Origin of the sequence: Phaeobacter sp. JH204B (assembly GCF_048055755.1) — a bacterium.
Classification (GTDB): Bacteria; Pseudomonadota; Alphaproteobacteria; order Rhodobacterales; family Rhodobacteraceae; genus Phaeobacter; species Phaeobacter bryozoorum.
The window spans coordinates 142,403-162,062 of sequence record NZ_JAYMXF010000007.1 but is presented as its reverse complement, the minus strand read 5'-3'; the positions used below and the strand labels follow the sequence as shown (position 1 = coordinate 162,062).

Sequence of the window (19,660 nt, the reverse complement as noted above, 5' to 3'; positions counted from 1 at the left end):
CAGATATCCCGTCATGATCTTCGCCGCGGGCTTTGGCACCCGGATGCGCCATCTGACCGCAGATCAGCCAAAACCGATGATCCCGGTCGCTGGCCGTCCTTTGATCGATCGCGCTCTGGACATGGCACGAGAGGTTGCACCGATGGTGATAGTGGCCAACAGCCACTATAAGGGCGACATTCTGGCCCGCCACCTTGCCGACAGTGAAGTGGTGATCAGCCCCGAACAGCCACAAATCCTTGATACCGGGGGTGGACTGCGACAGGCCTTGCCGCTGCTCGGCGCACCGGACGGGCCGGTCTATACCGTGAATCCCGATGTGGTCTGGCGCGGGCCAAACCCGTTGCGCCTGCTAAGAGCTGCCTGGGATCCGGAACGCATGGACGCGCTGCTGGCCTGTATTCCCATTGCTCGTACCATAGGGCGCAGCGGTGGTGGCGACTTTCATACCGATGGTGACGGGCGCCTGCAGCGGGGCGGCGATCTGGTCTATGGCGGCGTACAACTTCTGCGCACCAACCGATTGGCAGAGATCGAAGAAACCGTCTTCTCACTGAACACACTTTGGGATCTGATGGCACAGGAGGACCGCCTGTTTGCGCTGGAATATCCCGGTCATTGGTGCGATGTCGGCACCCCCGAGGGGATCCCCCTGGCCGAGGAACTGATAGCCCAAGATGAGATTTGAGCCGCAAGACACGCCACGCCTCTTTGCCGTTCCCTGCGGCGTCGATTTCCCGCGCGCGCTTGTTGAGGGGCTGATCACACGCAGCCGAGCCGCACCACCGGAAGCGCTGGCGAAGGTGGAGCTGATCGTCAACACCTCCCGTATGGCGCGCCGGGTGCGGGATCTGTTTGACCAAGGGCCAGCGCTGTTGCTGCCCAAGATTTCTCTGCTCACGGATCTTGATATGCGCGCGACGCTGCGTGGTCTGCCGCCAGCATTGCCGCCGCTGCGGCGGCGACTTGAGCTGTCGCAGCTCATCGCCAAATTGCTGGATGCCCAGCCGGATCTGGCTGCGCGATCCTCGCTTTACGATCTCTCCGACAGTCTGGCAGCACTGTTCGACGAAATGCAGGGCGAAGGGGTCAGCCCTGACACCATTCGATCACTCGATGTCTCCGATATGTCGGGCCATTGGGCGCGTGCGCAGCAGTTCATCGCCATCGCAGATGAATTCGCAGAAACCCATGCAAACGCGATGGACGCGCAGGCCCGCCAGCGGCAGGTTGTGCTGGATCTGATCGAAGACTGGCAGGAGCAGCCGCCCGAACACCCTATCATCCTCGCAGGTTCCACCGGATCGCGCGGCACCACACTGATGCTGATGGAGGCCATAGCGCGGCTGCCGCAGGGCGCCGTGATCCTGCCAGGATTTGATAACCAGCAGCCCCGGCATGTCTGGGAGCATCTTGATGACCCGCTGATGTCCGAGGATCATCCGCAATATCGGTTCTTCAAGATCATGCGCAATCTGGACATGACAGCGGATGATGTTCTCCCATGGGTCGCAACATCACCAGCCTCCGTTGCCCGTAACAGATTGGTATCCTTGGCGTTGCGCCCAGCGCCGGTCACCGATGCCTGGATGCGCGAAGGACCGGAACTGCGCGACATCGACCGGGCCACCGCCGAGATGACCCTGGTCGAAGCGCCCAACCCGCGTGCGGAGGCACTGGCCATCGCGCTGCGCCTGCGCCAAGCCGCCGAGGATGGTCAGACCGCCGCCCTCATCACACCGGATCGTATGTTGACCAGACAGGTGGCCGCAGCGCTGGATCGCTGGGATATTCTGCCGGATGATTCCGCCGGTCAGCCCTTGCAACTGTCGCCGCCGGGCCGTTTTCTGCGCCATATTGCCGAGCTGTTCTGTAAACCGCTTACCTGCGATGCGCTGCTGACCCTGCTGAAGCATCCTCTCTGCCACGATGGGGCAGGGCGCGGCGATCACCTGCGCCACACCCGCGAGTTGGAACTGCGCTTGCGCCGCTACGGACCTCCCTTCCCGGATGCCGACAGCTTTGCCGCATTTGAAGTCGGGCGCGACCTGATGCCGGGATGGACCGGTTGGCTGTCCCGGTGCTTTGCCGACAAACCCATCAGCGGAACGCAGCCACTGTCCCGGTGGGTCGATACCCTGCGGCAGCTGGCAGAGGCGATAAGTCTGGGCAGTCAGGACGCTGCAAGCGGTGGCCTGTGGGACAAGAAAGCCGGCCGCAAGGCGCTGGAAATCATGGACAACCTGCGCGCCGAGGCTGGATATGGCGGCGAAATGACAGCTCGGGACTTTGCCGATCTCCTGCGGGCGCTGCTGTCGCAAGGTGAGGTCCGCGACCGGGATGCACCCTATGGCTCCATCCTGATCTGGGGCACGCTGGAGGCACGGGTGCAGGGCGCCGATCTGGTGATCCTCGGTGGCCTCAATGAAGGCAGCTGGCCAGAGGCAGCCACCCCCGATCCTTGGCTCAACCGCCAGCTTCGCCATCAGGCGGGCCTGCTGCTTCCTGAGCGGCGTATCGGACTGTCAGCCCATGATTTTCAACAGGCGGTCGCCGCCCCTCAGGTCTGGATGACCCGCTCCGAACGGTCGGATGAGGCGGATACGGTGCCGTCGCGCTGGCTCAACCGAATGACCAATCTGCTGTCCGGGCTGCCGGGGCAGGGCGGCCCGGCGGCACTGGCGGAGATGCGGGCACGCGGGCAGGAATGGCTCGGCTGGGCCGACGCGCTTGAGGCACCGGTACCGACAGATCCCGCAAAACGTCCAGCACCGCGCCCACCCGTTGCTGCCCGCCCGCAGCGCCTGACCATCACTGAAATCCCTCGGCTGATCCGCGATCCATACGCAATATATGCCAAGCATGTGCTGAAGCTGCGCCCACTCGATCCATTGGTACAGGAACCCGACGCCCTGCTGCGCGGCATCGTTCTGCACAAGATCCTGGAAGATTTCATCAAGGCCACTGTTGCCGACCCAAGCCAGCTGACGGTGCCAAATTTTCTCGCAATCGCCGCCTCTCATCTGGAAGCCAAGGTGCCCTGGGCCATCGCGCGCAGCCTCTGGCTGGCCCGGCTGGAACGTATCGCTGACGATTTCATTAATGGTGAGCGCCAGCGGCAGGCCAACGCACGCCCCTCCGGATTCGAGGTCTCTGGTGCGGTACGGGTGGCACCGTTTGATTTTGAAATTGCTGGCACAGCAGATCGGATTGATGTGGATGAACGTGGAGGCCTGCATCTTTTTGACTATAAGACCGGCGATCCACCATCCGAGAACCAACAGAAAGCGTTCGAGAAACAGCTGCTGATTGAAGCTGCGATGGCGGAACGCGGCGCCTTTGATCGCTATGGTGAGGGCAGGGTGGAGCGCGCCATATTCCTTGGTCTCAAAAGCCCTCTGAAAGAGGTCGCAGCCCCACTTCTGGACGAACCTCCCGGCAAGGTTTGGGAGGAACTGAGCAAGTTGATCGGTGCATATTTTAAGCCTGATCAAGGATATAGCAGCCGTCGCATGGTGTTTCAGGACACTCAGACCGGCGATTATGACCATCTGGCGCGCTACGGCGAATGGGACCGAAGCGCAACGCCGGAACCGGAGATTCTGACATGACCGCCCGCGATGCCGCCTCCGAAGCGCAGTTCCGGGCCGCCCGCCCGGACGCCTCAACCTGGCTGGCTGCAAACGCCGGATCAGGCAAGACCAAGGTGCTGACCGACCGGGTGGCGCGCCTGTTGCTGCGCGGCGTGCAACCCCAGCATATCCTCTGTCTGACCTATACCAAAGCCGCCGCCAGCGAGATGCAGAACCGGCTGTTCAAGCGGCTTGGTGAATGGGCCATGCTCGGCGATGAGGCGTTGACCACGGCGCTTACGGAGCTGGGTGCGCAGGATGTAATCTCTGCGGAGGGAATGGCGCAGGCCCGCACCCTGTTCGCGCGCGCAATCGAGACACCCGGTGGACTGAAGATCCAGACAATCCACTCCTTCTGCGCCTCATTGCTGCGGCGTTTTCCGCTGGAGGCAGGCGTCAGTCCGCAGTTTTCAGAGATGGATGACCGCGCGGCAGTGCTGCTGCGGGCCGAGGTTGTGGAGGCGATCGCAGAAAGCGCCGATCGGTTTGAGGCTGATCTGATTGGTAAGCTGGCCCGGCAAGTGACAGACAGCGATTTCGAGACTCTGACCGCTGCCATATGTCAACGCCGGTCTGATTTTGATGCGCCGCTCGATCGAGCAGGGCTTTTGACGCTGTTTGATCTGCCTGAAGGATTTGACACTGGTGCGTTGGAAGACGGCGTGTTTCTCGGGGGTGAAGGGGATCTTCTGGCGCGAACCTGCACCATGCTGGAGCAAGGCAGCAGCACGGATATCAAGGCAGCAGCCAAGCTGCGCAAGATAACGGAGCCAACCTGTGCGGACCTGCCGATTCTTGAGTCAGTTTTTCTGACGGGGGCGTCAGCCAAAGCGCCCTTCAGTGCCAAGATCGACGCCTTTCCCACCAAGAAGCTGCGCGAAAACAACGTTGCGCTGATGGATCAGCTGGAACCGCTGATGCGACGTGTCGAGGCCGCACGCGCCCAGCGTCTTGCCTTGGCTGCGGTCGATAAATCGCTGGTTTTGCACGATTTTGCTGCGGTATTCCTGCCTGAATATGATCGCCGCAAACAGCTGCGCGGCTGGCTGGATTTCGACGATCTGATCCTGAAGGCCCGGCAGCTGTTGAATGATCCGGCTGTTGCGGCCTGGGTTCTTTACCGATTGGACGGCGGGATTGACCACATCCTCGTCGATGAGGCTCAGGACACCAGCCCGGTGCAATGGGATGTCATCGAAAAACTGGCCCAAGAATTCACCGCCGGCGAGGGCGCACGATCCGACGTCGAGCGAACCATTTTTGTTGTCGGTGACAAGAAACAATCAATCTACTCATTCCAGGGGGCCGATCCTGACGCCTTTGACCGAATGCAGGCTGAGTTTGCCGACCGGCTAGCGGAAACCGGCAGCGCATTGCAGAATGCAGCGCTGGAGTTCTCCTTTCGCTCCTCCGCAGCGATCCTGGGGCTGGTCGATCTGGTGTTCAAGGACAGCCCTGGCGCAGGTTTTCACCGTGACGCGCTGCACCGCGCGTTCAAATCAGAACTGCCAGGACGGGTCGACCTCTGGCCCGTCGTCGACAAGATCGACACAGAGGAAGAGCGTGACTGGACCGATCCGGTAGATCGCCCCGGCGCCCGCCACCACACGGTCATTCTGGCCGAGCAGATCGCCAATACCATCAAGGAGATGATCGACAACAAGGTCACGCTACCCGAGGATGGCCCTGAGCGCGGCAGCTTTCAGCGCCGCCCTGTACAAGCAGGTGACTTTCTCATTCTGGTGCAGCGCCGGTCCGAATTATTTTCGGAGATCATCCGTGCCTGCAAAAAGGCTGAACTGCCTATTGCCGGTGCGGACCGACTGAAAATCGGGGCCGAGCTGGCGGTAAAGGATCTGGCCGCTTTGCTGTCATTTCTCGCCACGCCAGAGGATTCGCTGTCACTGGCCGCCGCCCTCAAATCACCTTTGTTTGGTTGGAACGAACAGGCCCTGTTCGATCTGGCTCACCGTCGTGAGGGCGGCAGCTACCTCTGGACCGCTCTGCGCGACCGGGCGGCGGAATATCCAGACACGATGGCAATTTTGGACGACCTGCGCGGCCAGACCGATTTTCTGCGCCCTTATGACCTGATCGAACGTATCCTGACGCGCCACGGTGGTCGTCAGCGCCTGCTCGGCCGATTGGGGCCCGAGGCGGAGGATGGCATCAACGCCCTGCTCAGCCAGGCGCTCGCCTACGAGCGCACCGATATCCCGAGCCTCACCGGGTTTCTGGTTTGGATGCAGGCCGATGATCTGGAAATCAAACGCCAGATGGGGGCCGCGGGCAATATGATCCGGGTGATGTCAGTGCATGGATCCAAGGGGCTGGAAGCGCCGATCGTGATCCTGCCCGACACAGCCAAACGCAAGCCGCCACGCGACGATGAAATCATGCGCGCCGAGGCCGGGCCGATGTGGAAACTGCCCAGCGCCCTGATGCCGCAAGTGATGCACGGCGCCCGTGAAGCGGCGCAGGACAAGGCCAGAAACGAACGGCTGCGACTGCTCTATGTGGCGCTGACACGGGCCGAAAAATGGCTGATCGTCGCCGCTGCCGGCGAGCTGTCCAAAGACGGTGACAGCTGGTACCAGATGGTTGAACGCGCGTTGAGAGAGGCAGGTGCCAGCCCTTATCAGACCAGCTATGGTGAGGGGCTGCGCCTGCAACACGGCGATTGGGACGGGCTGCCGTTTCATTCTGCAGCGCCGGTCGTCCCTCTCCAGCCGCAGCTGCCGGATGTGTTCCGACATGCACCCCCTCCCTACACGCCGCCCGTGCCAACGCTAAGCCCATCGGATCTCGGCGGAGCGAAGGCCTTACCGGGCGATCTGGGACAGGATGAAGAAGCGGCCAAGGCGCGCGGCAGCCGACTCCACAGATTGCTGGAACATCTGCCCGGCACCAGCAAGGAGATCTGGCCGCAACTGGCGGAGACGCTGCTTGCAGGTCACGAAGACACCGCTGAACTATTGGCGGAAGCGACGCGGGTCCTGACCACACCGGAATTGCAGGAGATCTTTGCCCCGGATACCCTGGCAGAGGTCGCCGTATCAGCGGATCTGGATGGTCGCCGGATCCACGGTGTGATTGATCGGCTGATTGTCACCCCAAAACGTGTGCTGGCAATTGATTTCAAATCGAATGCCACTGTGCCGAGCCGTCCTGAGACCTGCCCGGAGGGGCTGTTGCGGCAGATGGGGGCCTACGCCCATGCTCTGGCCACGCTCTATCCGGATCGGCAGATCGAGACGGCTTTGCTCTGGACCCGCACTGCGTCGCTGATGGCCTTGCCACACGATATTGTGTCATCCGCTCTTAAGCGCCGCGAGATACCTTGACGATCCGTTAAGCCGTTCATAGGTTCACAGCCGAACTGCCACACTCTTAGGGAGACATGCCCATGTCCACCGTCGCCGTAACCGATGCCACTTTTGACGCCGAAGTGAAAAATTCCGAAGTCCCCGTTGTGGTGGATTTCTGGGCCGAATGGTGCGGTCCCTGCAAACAAATCGGCCCCGCTCTGGAAGAGCTGGCCGCTGAGTATGGCGACAAGGTGAAGATCGCCAAGGTCGATGTAGACAGCAACCCGAACTCCGCAGCGGCCATGGGCGTGCGCGGTATTCCTGCGCTGTTCATCTTCAAGGACGGTCAGGTCGTGTCCAACCGCTCAGGTGCGGCCCCCAAGGCTGCTTTGCAGAGCTGGATCGACGAGTCGATCTAAGACCGCCGGTAGGCCGAAGAGATCAGAGGCGTCCCATCGGGGCGCCTTTTTTATGGTTAGGTTTCAACCCAATGGACAGGAGCCGCATCATGGCTGAAACACGGGTACTGGTCGAATTTGGCATGGGCACGTCGCTGCGGCGAAATGACTATACCGAGGCCGCCAAACGAGCAATCAGAGACGCGCTCTGGCATAACTCCGTCAATGTTGCGGAGCTATTCGATTTCCCTAAGGAAGCAATGCGAATCCGCGCTGAAATCGGCGTGCAGAACCCTGAGGCCGTAGATCGGGCGGCGCTTTGTGAGATCTTTCCTTATGGTACACCAGACATCCACGTGAGCGAGGGAGGGCTTGATATTGACAAGCCGGGCGGCGGCCAGACCGTCATCGCCAACGCCGCCATCATCGTTTCATTTGATATGGAGCCGACTGCATGACTGAGAAACGCATTATTCTGGAGATGGGAACCGGCAACGATCTCTACGGGCAGGACTACACCAAAGCCGCCCGGCGCGCCGTGCAGGACGCGCTGCACCACTCATCAATCACGCTATTTGCCAAATTGGGCATTGATCATGCCGAAATGCGTGTCGAGGTCACCATCGGCGTTCAGGAACCGGATAAGGTAGATTGCGATCTGGTGGCAGGCGATCTGCCCCGCGGGCGTGCGACAGTGCGCGCCGTACAGGGAGGGCTGGATGTGGTTGATGATGCCGATGGCGGCAAACATGTTATTGCAACCGCCGCTATTGAGGCTTGGCTCCCGGATCAGGCAGGGCGCTACCGGCTACGCTCCTGATGTCCTAGCGATCCTACGCAAAAGAAAAAGCCGCCCTGGAAGGAGCGGCCAAATCATATTTGTGACTGAGGATGGGCGTCCTCAGATCTTTGCGATATCCGCGCGGGTCAGACCGATGTCTTCCAGCTGCGTATCGGTCAGCGCGGACAGAGCCTTGCGGGTGTCACGTGCTTCTTTCCAAGCCACGATCGAAGACTTGGCGTTGTAGACTGCGTCCACCAGGCGGAGTACGGTGACTGCTCCGAGCGGCGCATGGATGTTTGCGGTGGTAGCCATTTGCGCATTCCTTATGAGAACCAGCCGACACCATGTCGGTTGTGAGCCTCATGTAGGGTGGCCTGCCGAGTCCCACAATTGCCGGTTCGACAGCTCCGAATTGCAGTTTTTGCATAGCATGAATTTCGGGCGCTTTGCCCAGATAAAGGCAACTCTCCCAGCGCGTTCCAGTCGTGACGAACACCTGTTCCATTTCACCTGAACAAAATACCCGCATCAGGGCGCAAATTGTCGGCTCTGCGACGATCATCAGATGACCACATGTGAAAACCGTCCGGTCGGTCGTTGCAAGAAGATCATAGCCAGGGCGCGGGCAGGGCGCCTATTCGCTTGATCCCCGGCACCCGCAGCGGATAGCACCCGGTTGAGGTACAAAAGACCAGTGCCCATATAGGCCTGGAAACAAGGAGAACACGATGGCAGACGATCAATTCCCGGGCTGGCACGGTACGACAATCATCGGCGTGAAGAAGGATGGCGAGGTCGTCATTGCCGGCGACGGGCAAGTTTCCCTTGGGCAGACCGTGATCAAGGGAACGGCGCGCAAGGTCCGCCGCCTGTCGCCCGGAGGTTTCGATGTCGTCGCGGGTTTTGCCGGCTCCACTGCCGATGCCTTCACCTTGCTTGAGCGGCTTGAAGCCAAGCTTGAGGCCACCCCCGGTCAACTCGCACGTGCCAGCGTGGAATTGGCCAAGGACTGGCGCACCGACAAATATCTCCAGAAACTGGAAGCGATGCTGATCGTGACCGACGGGACAGATATGTTTGTGATCACCGGCGCCGGGGATGTGCTGGAGCCGGAACATGATGTTGCCGCCATCGGATCGGGTGGAAATTTCGCGCTGGCCGCTGCCCGCGGCATGATCGACAGTGACCGCAACGCCGAAGCCGTGGCCCGTGACGCAATGGCCATCGCGGCTGATATCTGCGTTTACACCAATGGACGTCTGACAGTCGAACGGATCAGCCAGAAGGACTGATATGAGCCATATCGATCAAAACGACATTCGGGCTGCGGTTGGTGCCGGCCTTCTCAGCGAGGCGCAGGCCGCCTCGCTTATGGCGCTGGCCCACAGCAGACGCGGTGCGCGTGAAAATCTGGCACCGGGCGATGAGCCGTTTGAGCTGTTCAAAGGGTTCAATGAGATCTTCATCGTGATCGGTTTGATCATTCTGTCGACGGGCTGGGCCGCTGTTACCGGTATTTCCATGGCCGAAGGGTTGGGCGGGCTGGTTGAGAAAGCCACCATGTCCTCCATCATCGGCGCGGTCGTGCTTTGGCTGCTGAGCGAATATTTCATCCGCCGTCGTCGCATGGTGGCGCCGGCGATTGCACTGTCGATCCTCTGGACGCTGAATGCAGGCGTCGGACTTACGGCTGAATTTTCGCAGGTGTTCATGGTCATGCAAGGTGACTATGGCAGCCTGCCCTTGCCCCTCGGGCTGACAACGGTTGCCATCGCGGTCTACTGGCTGCGCTTTCGGGTCCCTTTTGCCATGGCTCTGATCGCTCTTGGTGTCTTTGCGCTGGCCCTAATGCTGGCCGCAAATCAGTCGGGCAGCCTGACGGGCATTGGCGATCTCTTCCTGCTTTCTGCGTCAGGCCCGTTTGCCTGGGTGACATTGCTGGTTGGTCTCGCTGTGTTTGCCGTCGCGATGATGTTTGACCTGAGCGACCCGCATCGGGTCACACGACGCTCTGCGCAGGGCTTCTGGCTGCATGTTGTTGCGGCGCCGGCGCTGGTTAATACGATCGCGCTCAGCCTGCTTAACAGCGGCACCTCCGAGGCCAATCTGGCGCTGATGGCAGTGCTGTTTGCATTTGCCGTGGTCGCGATCATCATTGACCGGCGCTCATTTCTGATTGCGGCCATCGGCTATAGCGTCACCCTCGCGGCGACAGTGTTTGACGGCGATGGCGCTGCGACCACCATTCTCGTGCTGGGCCTGTTCCTGGTGATCCTCGGCGCCTTCTGGGCGCGGATCCGGGCCCTGCTGATTTCCCCCCTCTCACGGGTGCTGCCGCTTGACCGGCTGCCGCCCGCCCACTGAAACGGACCCCTCATGACTGATCTCACCCCTCGCGAAATCGTTTCCGAACTTGATCGCTTTATCATCGGCCAGACCGATGCAAAGCGTGCCGTTGCCGTCGCGCTGCGCAATCGCTGGCGTCGCAAGCAGCTGGGCGATGATCTTCGGGATGAAGTCTATCCCAAGAACATCCTGATGATCGGGCCCACCGGCGTCGGCAAAACGGAGATTTCCCGTCGTCTGGCCAAACTGGCGCGCGCGCCGTTTATCAAGGTCGAGGCGACAAAGTTCACCGAGGTCGGTTACGTCGGCCGCGACGTAGAGCAGATCATCCGTGATCTGGTGGATATCTCCATTGTTCAGACCCGCGAACACATGCGTGAGGACGTCAAGGCCAAGGCCCGCCAAGCGGCGGAGGAGCGAGTCATCCAGGCCATCGCCGGCGAGGATGCCCGCGACGCCACCCGCGAGATGTTCCGTAAAAAGCTTAAAGCCGGCGAGCTGGACGATACTGTCATCGAACTGGATGTCGCCGACAGCTCGAACCCGATGGGTTCCATGTTCGAAATCCCCGGTCAGCCCGGTGGCAACATGGGGATGATGAACCTTGGCGATCTGTTCGGCAAAGCTATGGGTGGTCGGACGACCCGCAAGAAAATGACCGTCGCAGACAGCTACGACATCCTGATTGGTGAGGAAGCGGACAAGCTGCTTGACGACGAAACCCTCACCAAGGCGGCGCTGGAGTCCGTTGAACAGAACGGGATCGTCTTCCTGGATGAGATCGACAAGGTCTGCGCACGTCAGGATGCGAGGGGCGGCGATGTCAGCCGAGAAGGTGTGCAACGTGACCTGCTGCCGCTGATCGAGGGAACGACCGTTTCGACCAAACATGGCCCGGTGAAGACCGACCATATCCTGTTCATTGCCTCCGGTGCGTTTCACATCGCGAAACCCTCCGACCTGCTGCCAGAATTGCAGGGGCGACTGCCAATCCGCGTGAACCTGCGTGCCCTGAGCGAGAAAGACTTCGTCCGCATTCTGACCGAAACCGACAATGCGCTCACTCTGCAATATACGGCGCTTCTGGGGACAGAGGATGTCATCGTGAGCTTCACCGACGATGGCATCGCATCACTCGCCAAGATCGCGGCCGAGGTGAATCAGACGGTCGAGAACATCGGGGCGCGGCGGCTCTATACCGTGATCGAACGTGTCTTTGAGGAGCTGTCTTTCAGCGCGCCGGATCGGTCGGGTGAAACTGTCGTTGTAGATGCTGCTTTTGTCCGCAAGAACCTCGGTGAATTGACCAAATCGGCTGATGTCAGCCGCTATGTGCTCTAACGGTCGTCAGGGCATCTGCCCGATCTGTGGACATAGCGGCAGGCCGCCAGTAGCCTGCTGCTATTGTTAATAGATGGCCCCGCGCATGAATTTTTCACGTGTCCTGTTCAGCATCAGCATGGTTCTGATCGTGGCAGCAGGCTGCACCGACAGATCCTTTACCCCAACTGTGCCGGAAGCCTTGGAAATCGGCAAAGCCAAGACCATTTTTGGCGCAACGACACGCCGGCCCCTTCCAAATGGAACCTATGGCGCGGAGCGATCCGATACGCTGCGCCTACTGGAACTGACGGTCTCAATCCCGCCGAACCATTCACCGGGACAGCTGGATTTTGCCTATGCTGAACCCGATCCCGAAACGCAATTCACCATGGCGGGCCGGGAAGAGGTTGCCGATATGGCGGAACTGAACAATCGCGTCGCGCGGGAACTGGATAACTACCCGGTTGGGGAGCGTGATATCACCGTATTTGTGCATGGGTTCAACTCCACCCAGGCTGAAACGGCGTTCCGGGCTGCTCAGCTGAGCAACGATATCAATATCCCCGGGGCCACGATCATCTATTCCTGGCCCAGCCAAGGAAACCCGCTGGGTTACGCCTATGATGGCGATAGCGTGTTGTTTGCACGTGACGGGTTGGAGCAGCTCCTGCGCAATCTGAAGCCCGGTGCGTCAAACCGCGTCGTTCTGGTCGCCCATTCCATGGGATCGCAGCTGGTGATGGAAACCATGCGCCAGATGGAAATCAAAACACCAGGCTGGAGCAGCAAGAACCTCGGCGCGGTGATCCTGATGTCCCCGGATCTCGACGTTGAGGTTTTCCGCAGTCAGATGCGCCGCATTGACCCGGTTCCACAGCCCTTCGTCGTCATGGTTTCGCGCAAGGATAACGTATTGAACCTGTCGCAGCGACTGCGCGGAACACATAACCGCGGTCGGCTTGGCAATCTGAAATCACTGGACGATGTCTCTGAGTTGCCGATCGAAGTCGTCGACACCACCGCCTATGCCGATACGGCGGAATCCGGGCATTTCGTAGCCGCGACCTCGCCGGCAGTGCTGTCGATCTTGAATTCAGCCCGTCAGACCGCAGCAGCCTTTGACCGTGACGCCGTGTCGATTCAGCGGCTGTTCCCCGGTCGTTTGGTTGTCGAAAAGGAAGACAACGCGGTCGAAATCACGCTTTCGGAAAACTATCAGGCCAATGTGTATCGCGGTGAAGATCGCTGAGGCAGTCCACCAATCAGCGATGTCGCCGAAGATAGATGTAATAGGCACCGCCACCACCATGGCTGACATGGGCCGGGGTCACCTGAAGTACGACCTGCGACAGTGGCGGCAGTGACAGCCACTGCGGTACCTGATGACGCAGGACGCCACGCGGAACAGGCATCGGTCCGGGTTCATCTCGATCTTTGCCTTTTCCGGTGATCACCAGAACCAGCCGCTTGCCCGCAGAATGGGCTGACAGGACAAACCGAACCAGCGCAGGGTGGGCTGCATCGACCCGCATTCCATGCAAGTCCAGCTTCCCCTCCGGTTTCAGCTTGCCACGTTTCATCTTGCGGTAGGCTTTGCCATCCATCTGCATCGGCGCAGAAATCAGCCCCCTTGTCACACTGGGCTTAAGATCATGCCTGGTCGGCTGGGATGTGGCTTTGGAACCCAGTTCAAACAGCTCTGGCGTGAACCTCTCCTGCGGTGGCAGAGGCGATTTGCTCGGCCTGGGCTTGGGCAGGGGAGCGGTGGCTGGCGCAGTACGTGTTTTAGGGTGCAGCCGCTCGGCCTGACGCGCCACCCGGTGCCAGAGGTCTATTTCTTCGGAGGTCAGTTTGCGGCGGCTCATCAGAAATCCCCCGGCAATAGCGCATAGGCTCGCTGGATCGGAAGCAGCACCACCATGCGACCGGGATCGCGTAGCTTGCCAGCTTCGATCCCCGCCTCATCCCCGCTGCCAAAGAACACATCGGCCCGCTGCGCGCCCTTTATGGCGGAGCCGGTGTCCTGCGCAATCATCAAGCGCCGCATAGGTTTAGCACCATCTTTTTCCAACCAGACCGGTGCCCCCAGTGGCGTATATTTCGGATCAACAGCCAGGCTGCGCAATGTGGTCACCGACCGGTTCATCGCGCCCAGCGGGCCGGCAGAGGCTGGAATACGGCTCACCTCACGGAAGAACACATAGGAGGGGTTGTGCATCAGCAGATCCTCGCCGGCGAGCGGATTGCGCCGCACCCAGCGTTTGATCACCGCAGCGCTGACCTGATGGATATTATAGATCCCACGGCGGACCAATTCGGTGCCAATGGATCGATATTCATGACCATTGGCGCCGCCATAGCCAACCCGGATCGAGGAGCCATCCGACAGGCGAATTCGGCCGGATCCTTGGATTTGAAGAAAAAACAGCTCGACCGGATCATCGACCCAGGCGATCTCCAGCCCGCGCCCTTCCATGATGCCGCTTGTCAGAAGTTCGCGCCGTGTCAGCCATTGGCTGGAGTTGCGCGCCTCCGGCGGCTGCCGGTAGACCGGATACCGATACCGGGAGCTGGGCCTGCGCGCGCCTGACAGCTCAGGTTCGAAGTAACCGGTAAACAACGCCGGCGTGCCATCCTCGATCAGGACAGGGCGAAAAAGCAGCTGAAAGAACCCGCGCGCAGATTGCGGATCCTGTTCACGCGCAAGCGCACAAAGCGCGCGCCAATCCGGATCGTCCAGATCCCGGCAGGTCTGCAGGAAGGCGCCGAGCGCCTCCTCATGATCGTCCTCCGCCCAGCCTTCAAGCTGAGCAAAGGACAACATTGTATAGGTCGTTTCTGCCTGCCCGCCCTGCGGGAACAAATATGCGCCAGCCCCAAGGGCCAGCGCACAGAGTGCCCGCCGGAGCCCGTGCATCATGCGTCCGTGGCGACCAGATGCCAGTTCGGATCCACACTGCCCATGGTGCGGCCAAAGACCCAGGTGTCCTTCTGGCGTTTCAGGGCCTTGGGATCGCCCTCGACGATATCACCGCCACGGTCCCGCACGACGGAGGTCAGTTCCGCGACAAACCTCATGGTGATTTCTGCATTGCCTGTAGCCGGATCAAAGCTGGTATCGGTCAAGGTCGTTTCACGCACGCCGACAAATTCCGCCTCGATGGTCAGCCCCTGATCTTCGCGGTGCGAAACAGCGGTGACAAAGCTCTCAAAGACATCGGGCGCGAGGAACGGTTCGATTTCGTCCAGATCCCCTCGTTCAAACGCCATCAGGATCATCTCGTAGGCACCGCGAGCGCCCTGCACAAAATCCCGTACCTCAAAGGAGGGTTCGGCTTTCTTCATTGCGGCAAGGTCTTTGGCCTGCGAACTATCCTCAGGGACATAGTCAATGATGTCATGGTCCGGCCCACCTTCGATTACCTCGAGCTCAGGACGGCGGCTCTGGCGATCTGATTGAGGCAGGGCCGGCTTTTCGAACCCTTCACGGGTGCCAAGAACGCTCTTCAGGCGCAGGATCAAAAACACGGCAATACCGGCCAAAACCAACAGCTGAATCACGGGCGACTCCATAACAACCTCTACGGTAGATGTTCATGCTTCGTTTGAAACTAAAGCGTTCCAACCTTATGTAGGTGACGGGTCGGCGCAAGTCCACCGTCCCGCGCAAGTTCTAAGGAAACCCCGCATGTATCTTTTTCTGGCCTTCCTGATGGTTCCGATCATCGAAATCGCACTTTTTATTCAGGTCGGTGGCGCGATTGGCCTGTGGCCCACGCTGGCCATTGTGGTCCTGACAGCGGTTTTGGGAACCTGGCTGGTGCGAACGCAGGGTAGGCTGGCATTGGGCCAATTGCGCACGTCTTTTGAACGGTTGAATGACCCCACGGAACCTCTCGCGCATGGTGCGATGATCCTCGTTGCCGGCGCGCTGTTGCTGACACCTGGATTTTTCACTGATGCAGTCGGCTTTGCATTGCTTGTCCCGCAGATCCGTATGGCCGTCTACCGGTACCTGCGTTCAAAAGTGACGGTTGCACGGTTCCAAATGGGTCCTGGGAGCATGCAGGGGCGCAATTACCCCGGCGGTCATTCCTCCGGTAGGCCCGGCGATATCATTGACGGCGACTACGAGGACGTCACTCGGGATAGACCGGGCAATGGCCCATCCGGTTGGGTCGATGACAAGAGGTAAGCGGCTCGCGTGACACCCCGTTGAGATACGTGCGCCAAGCTGCTAAGCACAGGCGAAACATAGTTTAGGAGTAGCTTCATGGCCGAAAACGGCGCAACAGAAGGCGTGCAGCAGCCGCAAGTCCAGATGAATATCCTGGGTCAATTCATCCGCGATATGTCGTTTGAAAACGTCATGGCGCAAAAAGGCGTCGGCGCCGACGCTAAGCCCGATGTGAGCGTACAGGTTGCGCTTGATGCAAAGAAGCGTCAGGCCGAAAATCAGTATGAAGTCATGACCAAGCTGAACATCGAATCCAAGGACAAGGAGGGCAATGCTGTCCTGTTCGTTCTGGAACTGGAATATGTCGGCATCTTCAACATTGTCGGCGTGCCGGAAGACCAGCTGCATCCGTTCCTGCTGATCGAATGCCCCCGCATGTTGTTCCCGTTTCTGCGCCGCATCGTCTCTGACGTGACCCGCGACGGTGGTTTCCCGCCGCTGAACCTCGACAATATCGACTTCGTCGCGATCTATCGCAACGAGTTGGCACGTCGTCAGGCCGACGCAGCTGCCGCCGACAAACCGCAGTAAGCATTATACAGCGGCGCCCTTGGCCCGCTGACAAAAAACGCCGCTGGGAAACCGCGGCGTTTTTTGGCTGGCAGTCGCGCGGGCGCGGGGGGTCAGCTGCCGAAGCTTTTCCACAGTGCTCCGTCACCCATCTTCGCAACAAACGCGTCATGCGCCTCCTGTTCTTCTGCTGTAAGTCGTGCGGGCAGGGGTGTCGGCCTTGCCGTAGGGCGCCAGTCCTCTGTTATCACAGTCCCGCTGCGCGCCTTATCGCTTGACGCTGAAAGGCCGAAATCGGGCTGCCGACCACCAATCAGTTCAAGATAGACATCTGCCAGAATCTCGGAGTCGAGCAGCGCGCCATGCAACGTACGATTGCTGTTGTCGATATTGAACCGACGGCAGAGTGCATCCAGTGTCGCCGGCGACCCAGGAAAGCGCTTGCGCGCTATGGCAAGCGTGTCAATTGCCTGATCCATCGACAGTTTTGGCAGGCCCATCCAGTCCAGCTCGGCATTCAGGAATTTCATGTCGAATGCGGCGTTGTGGATGACCATTTTGGAATCCCGCACGAAATCCAGAAATTTCTGCCCGACTTTCGAAAATACCGGTTTGTCGCGCAATGTCACCGCACCGGGTCCGGGTTGTTGTGGCGGTTCAAGAAGATCCGGCCCAATGCCGTGCACCTTGAACGCGTCCTGCGGCATGGAACGTTCGGGGTTGATATAGACATGAAAGGTTTCGCCCGTTGGCATGTGATTGAGCAACTCAACCGCACCGATCTCGACGATGCGGTCGCCAGAAAACGGATCAAATCCTGTTGTCTCGGTATCAAGGACGATTTCACGCATCTGCAACCTGCTTTCTGATCTGGGCAAGGATGGCGCGCACCTGATCGCGCGCATGGTCGGGCGTATCGGTCTGGATCAGAAAATCCGACCGCGCTTTCTTTTCCTCTATCGGCATTTGTTTCTGAAGGATCTGTTCAAATTGCTCAACCGACATTGTGCCGCGCTCCATGACCCGGCTGCGCTGCGTCTCAGCGTCGATCCACACGCAGGCCACCGCATCCATGCCTGCGTCACCCCCGGTTTCAAACAGCAGGGGAATATCGAAGACCAGAACATCATGCGACGACGATGCTCTGAAAGCCTCGCGGTCAGCGGCGACAAGCGGATGCACGATTGCTTCGATGCGGGGCAGGGCGCTTGCATCGCCGGCGATGATCTCACGCAGACGTGCCCGGTCGACCCGTCCGCCGGCGATGGCCGTCGGGAACAGCGCGCCAATCGGCGCAACCGCAGCTCCATCTGCATCGTATAGGCGATGAACGGCTGCGTCGGCATCCCAGACCGCACATCCTTCATCGGCAAAGATCTGCGCGGTTGCGCTCTTTCCCATTCCGATGGATCCGGTTAGCCCCAGTGCAAAGCTCATGCCAACGCGGCCTCACGTGTGGCTTCATTGACCTCCGGTCGTTTGCCAAACCACCGTTCGAACCCTGGTACAGCCTGATGCAACAGCATCCCCAAACCATCTACCGTGGTACAGCCGATATCCTCAGCCCATTGCAGCATTTCCGTTTTCAGCGGAGTATAGACCAGATCGGTCACAACCGTGCCGGGGCGCAGGCCATCCAGCGGCACTCGCAGGCGCGGCTTTCCAATCATTCCCAGTGAGGTCGTATTCACGAGCAGCGCGGCCTGTTCGACGACGTTGCCAACCTGCACCCAATCCACCACCTGGATCCGCGATCCGAACTCACTGCGAAACTGGTCTGCCCGCTCCCGCGTTCGATTGCTGAGCAGGATCTCGGGGACGCCAGCTTCCAACAGGGAGGCAATCACGGCACGGCTGGCGCCGCCAGCGCCAAAGACGACCGCCGGACCTGATGCTGGATCCCAGTCAGGAGCGGATTGATGCAGATTGGTAATGAAGCCGTATCCGTCTGTATTATCTGCCAGGATTGACCCATCAGGTCGGAAGATCAACGTATTGGCCGCGCCGATCAACGTCGCACGATCCGTCACCTGATCGGCGATATCCATGATCTTCTCTTTATGAGGAATTGTGACGTTGGCCCCAACAAATCCCATCATTGGCAGGCTGCGCACAACAGTTTCCAGCTGATCGGCTTCAACATGCAGCGGAACATAGTGACCGGCAATGCCATGCGTTCTAAGCCAATAGCCATGGACCAGTGGCGACCGCGAATGCGCCACTGGATTGCCAATCACACCAGCCAGAGGGATGCGTGCGTCGCTCATTGTTCTATCACTCCCTGCAGGGCCAAATAGTTGAGCAGCTCGAGGAGGGGTAACCCAAGAACATTGAAGTAGTCCCCTTCGATCGTGCTGAACAACCGCACCCCTTCTTCCTCAAGTTTATATCCGCCAACAGCATGGCGGATACTGTCCCAGTTACGCGCCACATAACCGCGAAGATAGGCATCCGAGCTGGACCGCATCCGCAATCGCACCTGCCCAACATGCCGCCACATCGGTTGACCATCGCGGTAGATGACCGCAGCGGACAGTAACATATGTCGCTGACCCCGCATTATTTTCAGCTGCGCAAAAGCTTCATCCGAATCTTTTGGTTTTGATAACAATTTTCCATCAAACTCGAGCACCTGATCACAGCCCAATACAAGGGCCCCAGGATACTTGGCACTGACTTTGCGCGCCTTCGCTTCTGCCAGCGTATCGGCGATGTCCCGCGGCTTGGCCTCCTCGGCCAGGAGCGCGGATTTGATGGCCTCCTCGTCGATGCGGGCGGCGGCAACCTCGAAAGGAACGCCGGCCTGTCGCAGGAGCTGGGCGCGAATTTGTGACCCAGAGGCCAGAACGATGTGGGTAGACATGTGGAAAACCCCGTGGGCAAGAGTGTGATGGGCCTTGGACGGTTTGTATGAAATTTCGGCCATTTCGCAAGCCGTGGAGAACCTCAAAATCCCCATTTGCTTGCCGGCAGATTCGCCCTGAGAGGATAGGGATAACTTCCAAATCGTGGATATCTCAGTTGCTCCGATTTCACCCCAAGCTTATCCCCACTTCAAACTTAGCTTACCGGCACAGTATTCCTGTTGTTTTTATGGCCTGCCGGCAAGAGTCATCATGTCG

Annotated in this window: 20 protein-coding genes; 12 read left to right on the top strand and 8 right to left on the bottom strand. The window is 59.6% G+C overall.

The window, feature by feature from the left end; translation table 11 throughout:
• Window positions 1-13 precede the first annotated feature (13 nt).
• The 6 genes from VXL81_RS02980 to VXL81_RS02955 all read left to right on the top strand — a co-directional run bounded on the left by VXL81_RS02980 (window position 14) and on the right by VXL81_RS02955 (window position 8,158).
• Window positions 14-688, top strand: coding sequence for a nucleotidyltransferase family protein (locus tag VXL81_RS02980; RefSeq protein ID WP_416552942.1), 675 nt, complete (start codon window positions 14-16; stop codon window positions 686-688).
• Entirely contained in the window at window positions 678-3,611 is a 2,934-nt protein-coding gene (addB, locus tag VXL81_RS02975; protein ID WP_416552879.1) for a double-strand break repair protein AddB, read from the top strand. Before VXL81_RS02980 ends, addB begins: the two co-directional genes overlap by 11 nt.
• Complete coding sequence (gene addA, locus VXL81_RS02970; RefSeq protein ID WP_416552877.1) at window positions 3,608-6,976, top strand: double-strand break repair helicase AddA; 3,369 nt, start codon at window positions 3,608-3,610, stop codon at window positions 6,974-6,976. Before addB ends, addA begins: the two co-directional genes overlap by 4 nt.
• 62 nt (window positions 6,977-7,038) lie before the next feature.
• Window positions 7,039-7,359: a thioredoxin gene (gene trxA, locus VXL81_RS02965; RefSeq protein WP_340547099.1), complete on the top strand. Its 321-nt coding sequence runs from the start codon at window positions 7,039-7,041 to the stop codon at window positions 7,357-7,359.
• 89 nt (window positions 7,360-7,448) lie between these two features.
• On the top strand, window positions 7,449-7,796 hold the full coding sequence (locus tag VXL81_RS02960) for a Lin0512 family protein (RefSeq protein ID WP_416552875.1): 348 nt from the start codon (window positions 7,449-7,451) through the stop codon (window positions 7,794-7,796).
• Window positions 7,793-8,158 (top strand): Lin0512 family protein, encoded by a 366-nt coding sequence (locus VXL81_RS02955; RefSeq protein ID WP_416552873.1) that lies wholly within the window; start codon window positions 7,793-7,795, stop codon window positions 8,156-8,158. Before VXL81_RS02960 ends, VXL81_RS02955 begins: the two co-directional genes overlap by 4 nt.
• Before the next feature lie 81 nt (window positions 8,159-8,239).
• Here VXL81_RS02955 and VXL81_RS02950 read toward each other — a convergent pair whose 3' ends face one another.
• The gene (locus VXL81_RS02950) at window positions 8,240-8,434 is read right to left on the bottom strand and encodes a DUF1127 domain-containing protein (protein WP_340547102.1); all 195 of its coding nucleotides are present in this window, start codon (window positions 8,432-8,434) and stop codon (window positions 8,240-8,242) included.
• Window positions 8,435-8,850: 416 nt separating this feature from the next.
• Here VXL81_RS02950 and hslV point away from each other — a divergent pair, with 416 nt between their 5' ends.
• From hslV to VXL81_RS02930, 4 genes are all read left to right on the top strand, one after another.
• Window positions 8,851-9,414, top strand: coding sequence for an ATP-dependent protease subunit HslV (gene hslV / locus VXL81_RS02945; protein WP_416552871.1), 564 nt, complete (start codon window positions 8,851-8,853; stop codon window positions 9,412-9,414).
• Between the two features lies 1 nt (window position 9,415).
• A complete protein-coding gene (locus VXL81_RS02940) occupies window positions 9,416-10,486 on the top strand; it encodes a hypothetical protein (protein WP_340547104.1) in 1,071 nt (356 codons plus the stop codon).
• Between the two features lie 12 nt (window positions 10,487-10,498).
• The gene (gene hslU / locus VXL81_RS02935; RefSeq protein WP_416552869.1) at window positions 10,499-11,809 is read left to right on the top strand and encodes an ATP-dependent protease ATPase subunit HslU; all 1,311 of its coding nucleotides are present in this window, start codon (window positions 10,499-10,501) and stop codon (window positions 11,807-11,809) included.
• Between the two features lie 85 nt (window positions 11,810-11,894).
• Window positions 11,895-13,040 carry an alpha/beta hydrolase gene (locus VXL81_RS02930; RefSeq protein WP_340547106.1) on the top strand — a complete coding sequence of 382 codons (1,146 nt, stop codon included), beginning with the start codon at window positions 11,895-11,897 and terminating at the stop codon, window positions 13,038-13,040.
• Window positions 13,041-13,053: 13 nt separating this feature from the next.
• On the opposite strand, the gene VXL81_RS02925 is transcribed toward VXL81_RS02930, so the two are convergent.
• From VXL81_RS02925 to VXL81_RS02915, 3 genes are read right to left on the bottom strand one after another with little or no spacing between them, the layout of a single operon-like run.
• Window positions 13,054-13,656 (bottom strand): Smr/MutS family protein, encoded by a 603-nt coding sequence (locus VXL81_RS02925; RefSeq protein ID WP_340547107.1) that lies wholly within the window; start codon window positions 13,654-13,656, stop codon window positions 13,054-13,056.
• On the bottom strand, window positions 13,656-14,711 hold the full coding sequence (locus tag VXL81_RS02920; RefSeq protein ID WP_416534351.1) for a murein transglycosylase A: 1,056 nt from the start codon (window positions 14,709-14,711) through the stop codon (window positions 13,656-13,658). The genes VXL81_RS02925 and VXL81_RS02920 overlap by 1 nt, the downstream gene beginning before the upstream one ends.
• Complete coding sequence (locus VXL81_RS02915; RefSeq protein WP_416552867.1) at window positions 14,708-15,364, bottom strand: Tim44/TimA family putative adaptor protein; 657 nt, start codon at window positions 15,362-15,364, stop codon at window positions 14,708-14,710. The genes VXL81_RS02920 and VXL81_RS02915 overlap by 4 nt, the downstream gene beginning before the upstream one ends.
• A gap of 115 nt (window positions 15,365-15,479) precedes the next feature.
• On the opposite strand from VXL81_RS02915, the gene VXL81_RS02910 reads away from it, so the two are divergent.
• Both VXL81_RS02910 and secB read left to right on the top strand, forming a co-directional pair.
• On the top strand, window positions 15,480-15,986 hold the full coding sequence (locus VXL81_RS02910; RefSeq protein WP_416552865.1) for an FxsA family protein: 507 nt from the start codon (window positions 15,480-15,482) through the stop codon (window positions 15,984-15,986).
• 78 nt (window positions 15,987-16,064) lie between these two features.
• Entirely contained in the window at window positions 16,065-16,559 is a 495-nt protein-coding gene (gene secB, locus VXL81_RS02905; protein WP_340547111.1) for a protein-export chaperone SecB, read from the top strand.
• Between the two features lie 92 nt (window positions 16,560-16,651).
• Here secB and dnaQ read toward each other — a convergent pair whose 3' ends face one another.
• The 4 genes from dnaQ to VXL81_RS02885 are packed head-to-tail and all read right to left on the bottom strand — an operon-like array spanning window position 16,652 to window position 19,401.
• Complete coding sequence (gene dnaQ / locus VXL81_RS02900) at window positions 16,652-17,389, bottom strand: DNA polymerase III subunit epsilon (RefSeq protein ID WP_416552863.1); 738 nt, start codon at window positions 17,387-17,389, stop codon at window positions 16,652-16,654.
• Window positions 17,382-17,975, bottom strand: coding sequence for a dephospho-CoA kinase (gene coaE / locus VXL81_RS02895; RefSeq protein ID WP_416539887.1), 594 nt, complete (start codon window positions 17,973-17,975; stop codon window positions 17,382-17,384). The genes dnaQ and coaE overlap by 8 nt, the downstream gene beginning before the upstream one ends.
• Window positions 17,972-18,805 (bottom strand): shikimate dehydrogenase, encoded by an 834-nt coding sequence (locus VXL81_RS02890; protein ID WP_416552861.1) that lies wholly within the window; start codon window positions 18,803-18,805, stop codon window positions 17,972-17,974. Before VXL81_RS02890 ends, coaE begins: the two co-directional genes overlap by 4 nt.
• The gene (locus VXL81_RS02885) at window positions 18,802-19,401 is read right to left on the bottom strand and encodes a Maf family protein (RefSeq protein WP_340547115.1); all 600 of its coding nucleotides are present in this window, start codon (window positions 19,399-19,401) and stop codon (window positions 18,802-18,804) included. The genes VXL81_RS02890 and VXL81_RS02885 overlap by 4 nt, the downstream gene beginning before the upstream one ends.
• Window positions 19,402-19,660 lie beyond the last annotated feature (259 nt).

Coding starts and splice junctions, on each gene's coding strand:
- VXL81_RS02980 (WP_416552942.1), top strand. CDS start 14: ATGATCTTCGCCGCGGGCTTTGGCACCCGGATGCGCCATCTGACCGCA.
- addB (WP_416552879.1), top strand. CDS start 678: ATGAGATTTGAGCCGCAAGACACGCCACGCCTCTTTGCCGTTCCCTGC.
- addA (WP_416552877.1), top strand. CDS start 3,608: ATGACCGCCCGCGATGCCGCCTCCGAAGCGCAGTTCCGGGCCGCCCGC.
- trxA (WP_340547099.1), top strand. CDS start 7,039: ATGTCCACCGTCGCCGTAACCGATGCCACTTTTGACGCCGAAGTGAAA.
- VXL81_RS02960 (WP_416552875.1), top strand. CDS start 7,449: ATGGCTGAAACACGGGTACTGGTCGAATTTGGCATGGGCACGTCGCTG.
- VXL81_RS02955 (WP_416552873.1), top strand. CDS start 7,793: ATGACTGAGAAACGCATTATTCTGGAGATGGGAACCGGCAACGATCTC.
- VXL81_RS02950 (WP_340547102.1), bottom strand. CDS start 8,434: ATGGCTACCACCGCAAACATCCATGCGCCGCTCGGAGCAGTCACCGTA.
- hslV (WP_416552871.1), top strand. CDS start 8,851: ATGGCAGACGATCAATTCCCGGGCTGGCACGGTACGACAATCATCGGC.
- VXL81_RS02940 (WP_340547104.1), top strand. CDS start 9,416: ATGAGCCATATCGATCAAAACGACATTCGGGCTGCGGTTGGTGCCGGC.
- hslU (WP_416552869.1), top strand. CDS start 10,499: ATGACTGATCTCACCCCTCGCGAAATCGTTTCCGAACTTGATCGCTTT.
- VXL81_RS02930 (WP_340547106.1), top strand. CDS start 11,895: ATGAATTTTTCACGTGTCCTGTTCAGCATCAGCATGGTTCTGATCGTG.
- VXL81_RS02925 (WP_340547107.1), bottom strand. CDS start 13,656: ATGAGCCGCCGCAAACTGACCTCCGAAGAAATAGACCTCTGGCACCGG.
- VXL81_RS02920 (WP_416534351.1), bottom strand. CDS start 14,711: ATGATGCACGGGCTCCGGCGGGCACTCTGTGCGCTGGCCCTTGGGGCT.
- VXL81_RS02915 (WP_416552867.1), bottom strand. CDS start 15,364: ATGGAGTCGCCCGTGATTCAGCTGTTGGTTTTGGCCGGTATTGCCGTG.
- VXL81_RS02910 (WP_416552865.1), top strand. CDS start 15,480: ATGTATCTTTTTCTGGCCTTCCTGATGGTTCCGATCATCGAAATCGCA.
- secB (WP_340547111.1), top strand. CDS start 16,065: ATGGCCGAAAACGGCGCAACAGAAGGCGTGCAGCAGCCGCAAGTCCAG.
- dnaQ (WP_416552863.1), bottom strand. CDS start 17,389: ATGCGTGAAATCGTCCTTGATACCGAGACAACAGGATTTGATCCGTTT.
- coaE (WP_416539887.1), bottom strand. CDS start 17,975: ATGAGCTTTGCACTGGGGCTAACCGGATCCATCGGAATGGGAAAGAGC.
- VXL81_RS02890 (WP_416552861.1), bottom strand. CDS start 18,805: ATGAGCGACGCACGCATCCCTCTGGCTGGTGTGATTGGCAATCCAGTG.
- VXL81_RS02885 (WP_340547115.1), bottom strand. CDS start 19,401: ATGTCTACCCACATCGTTCTGGCCTCTGGGTCACAAATTCGCGCCCAG.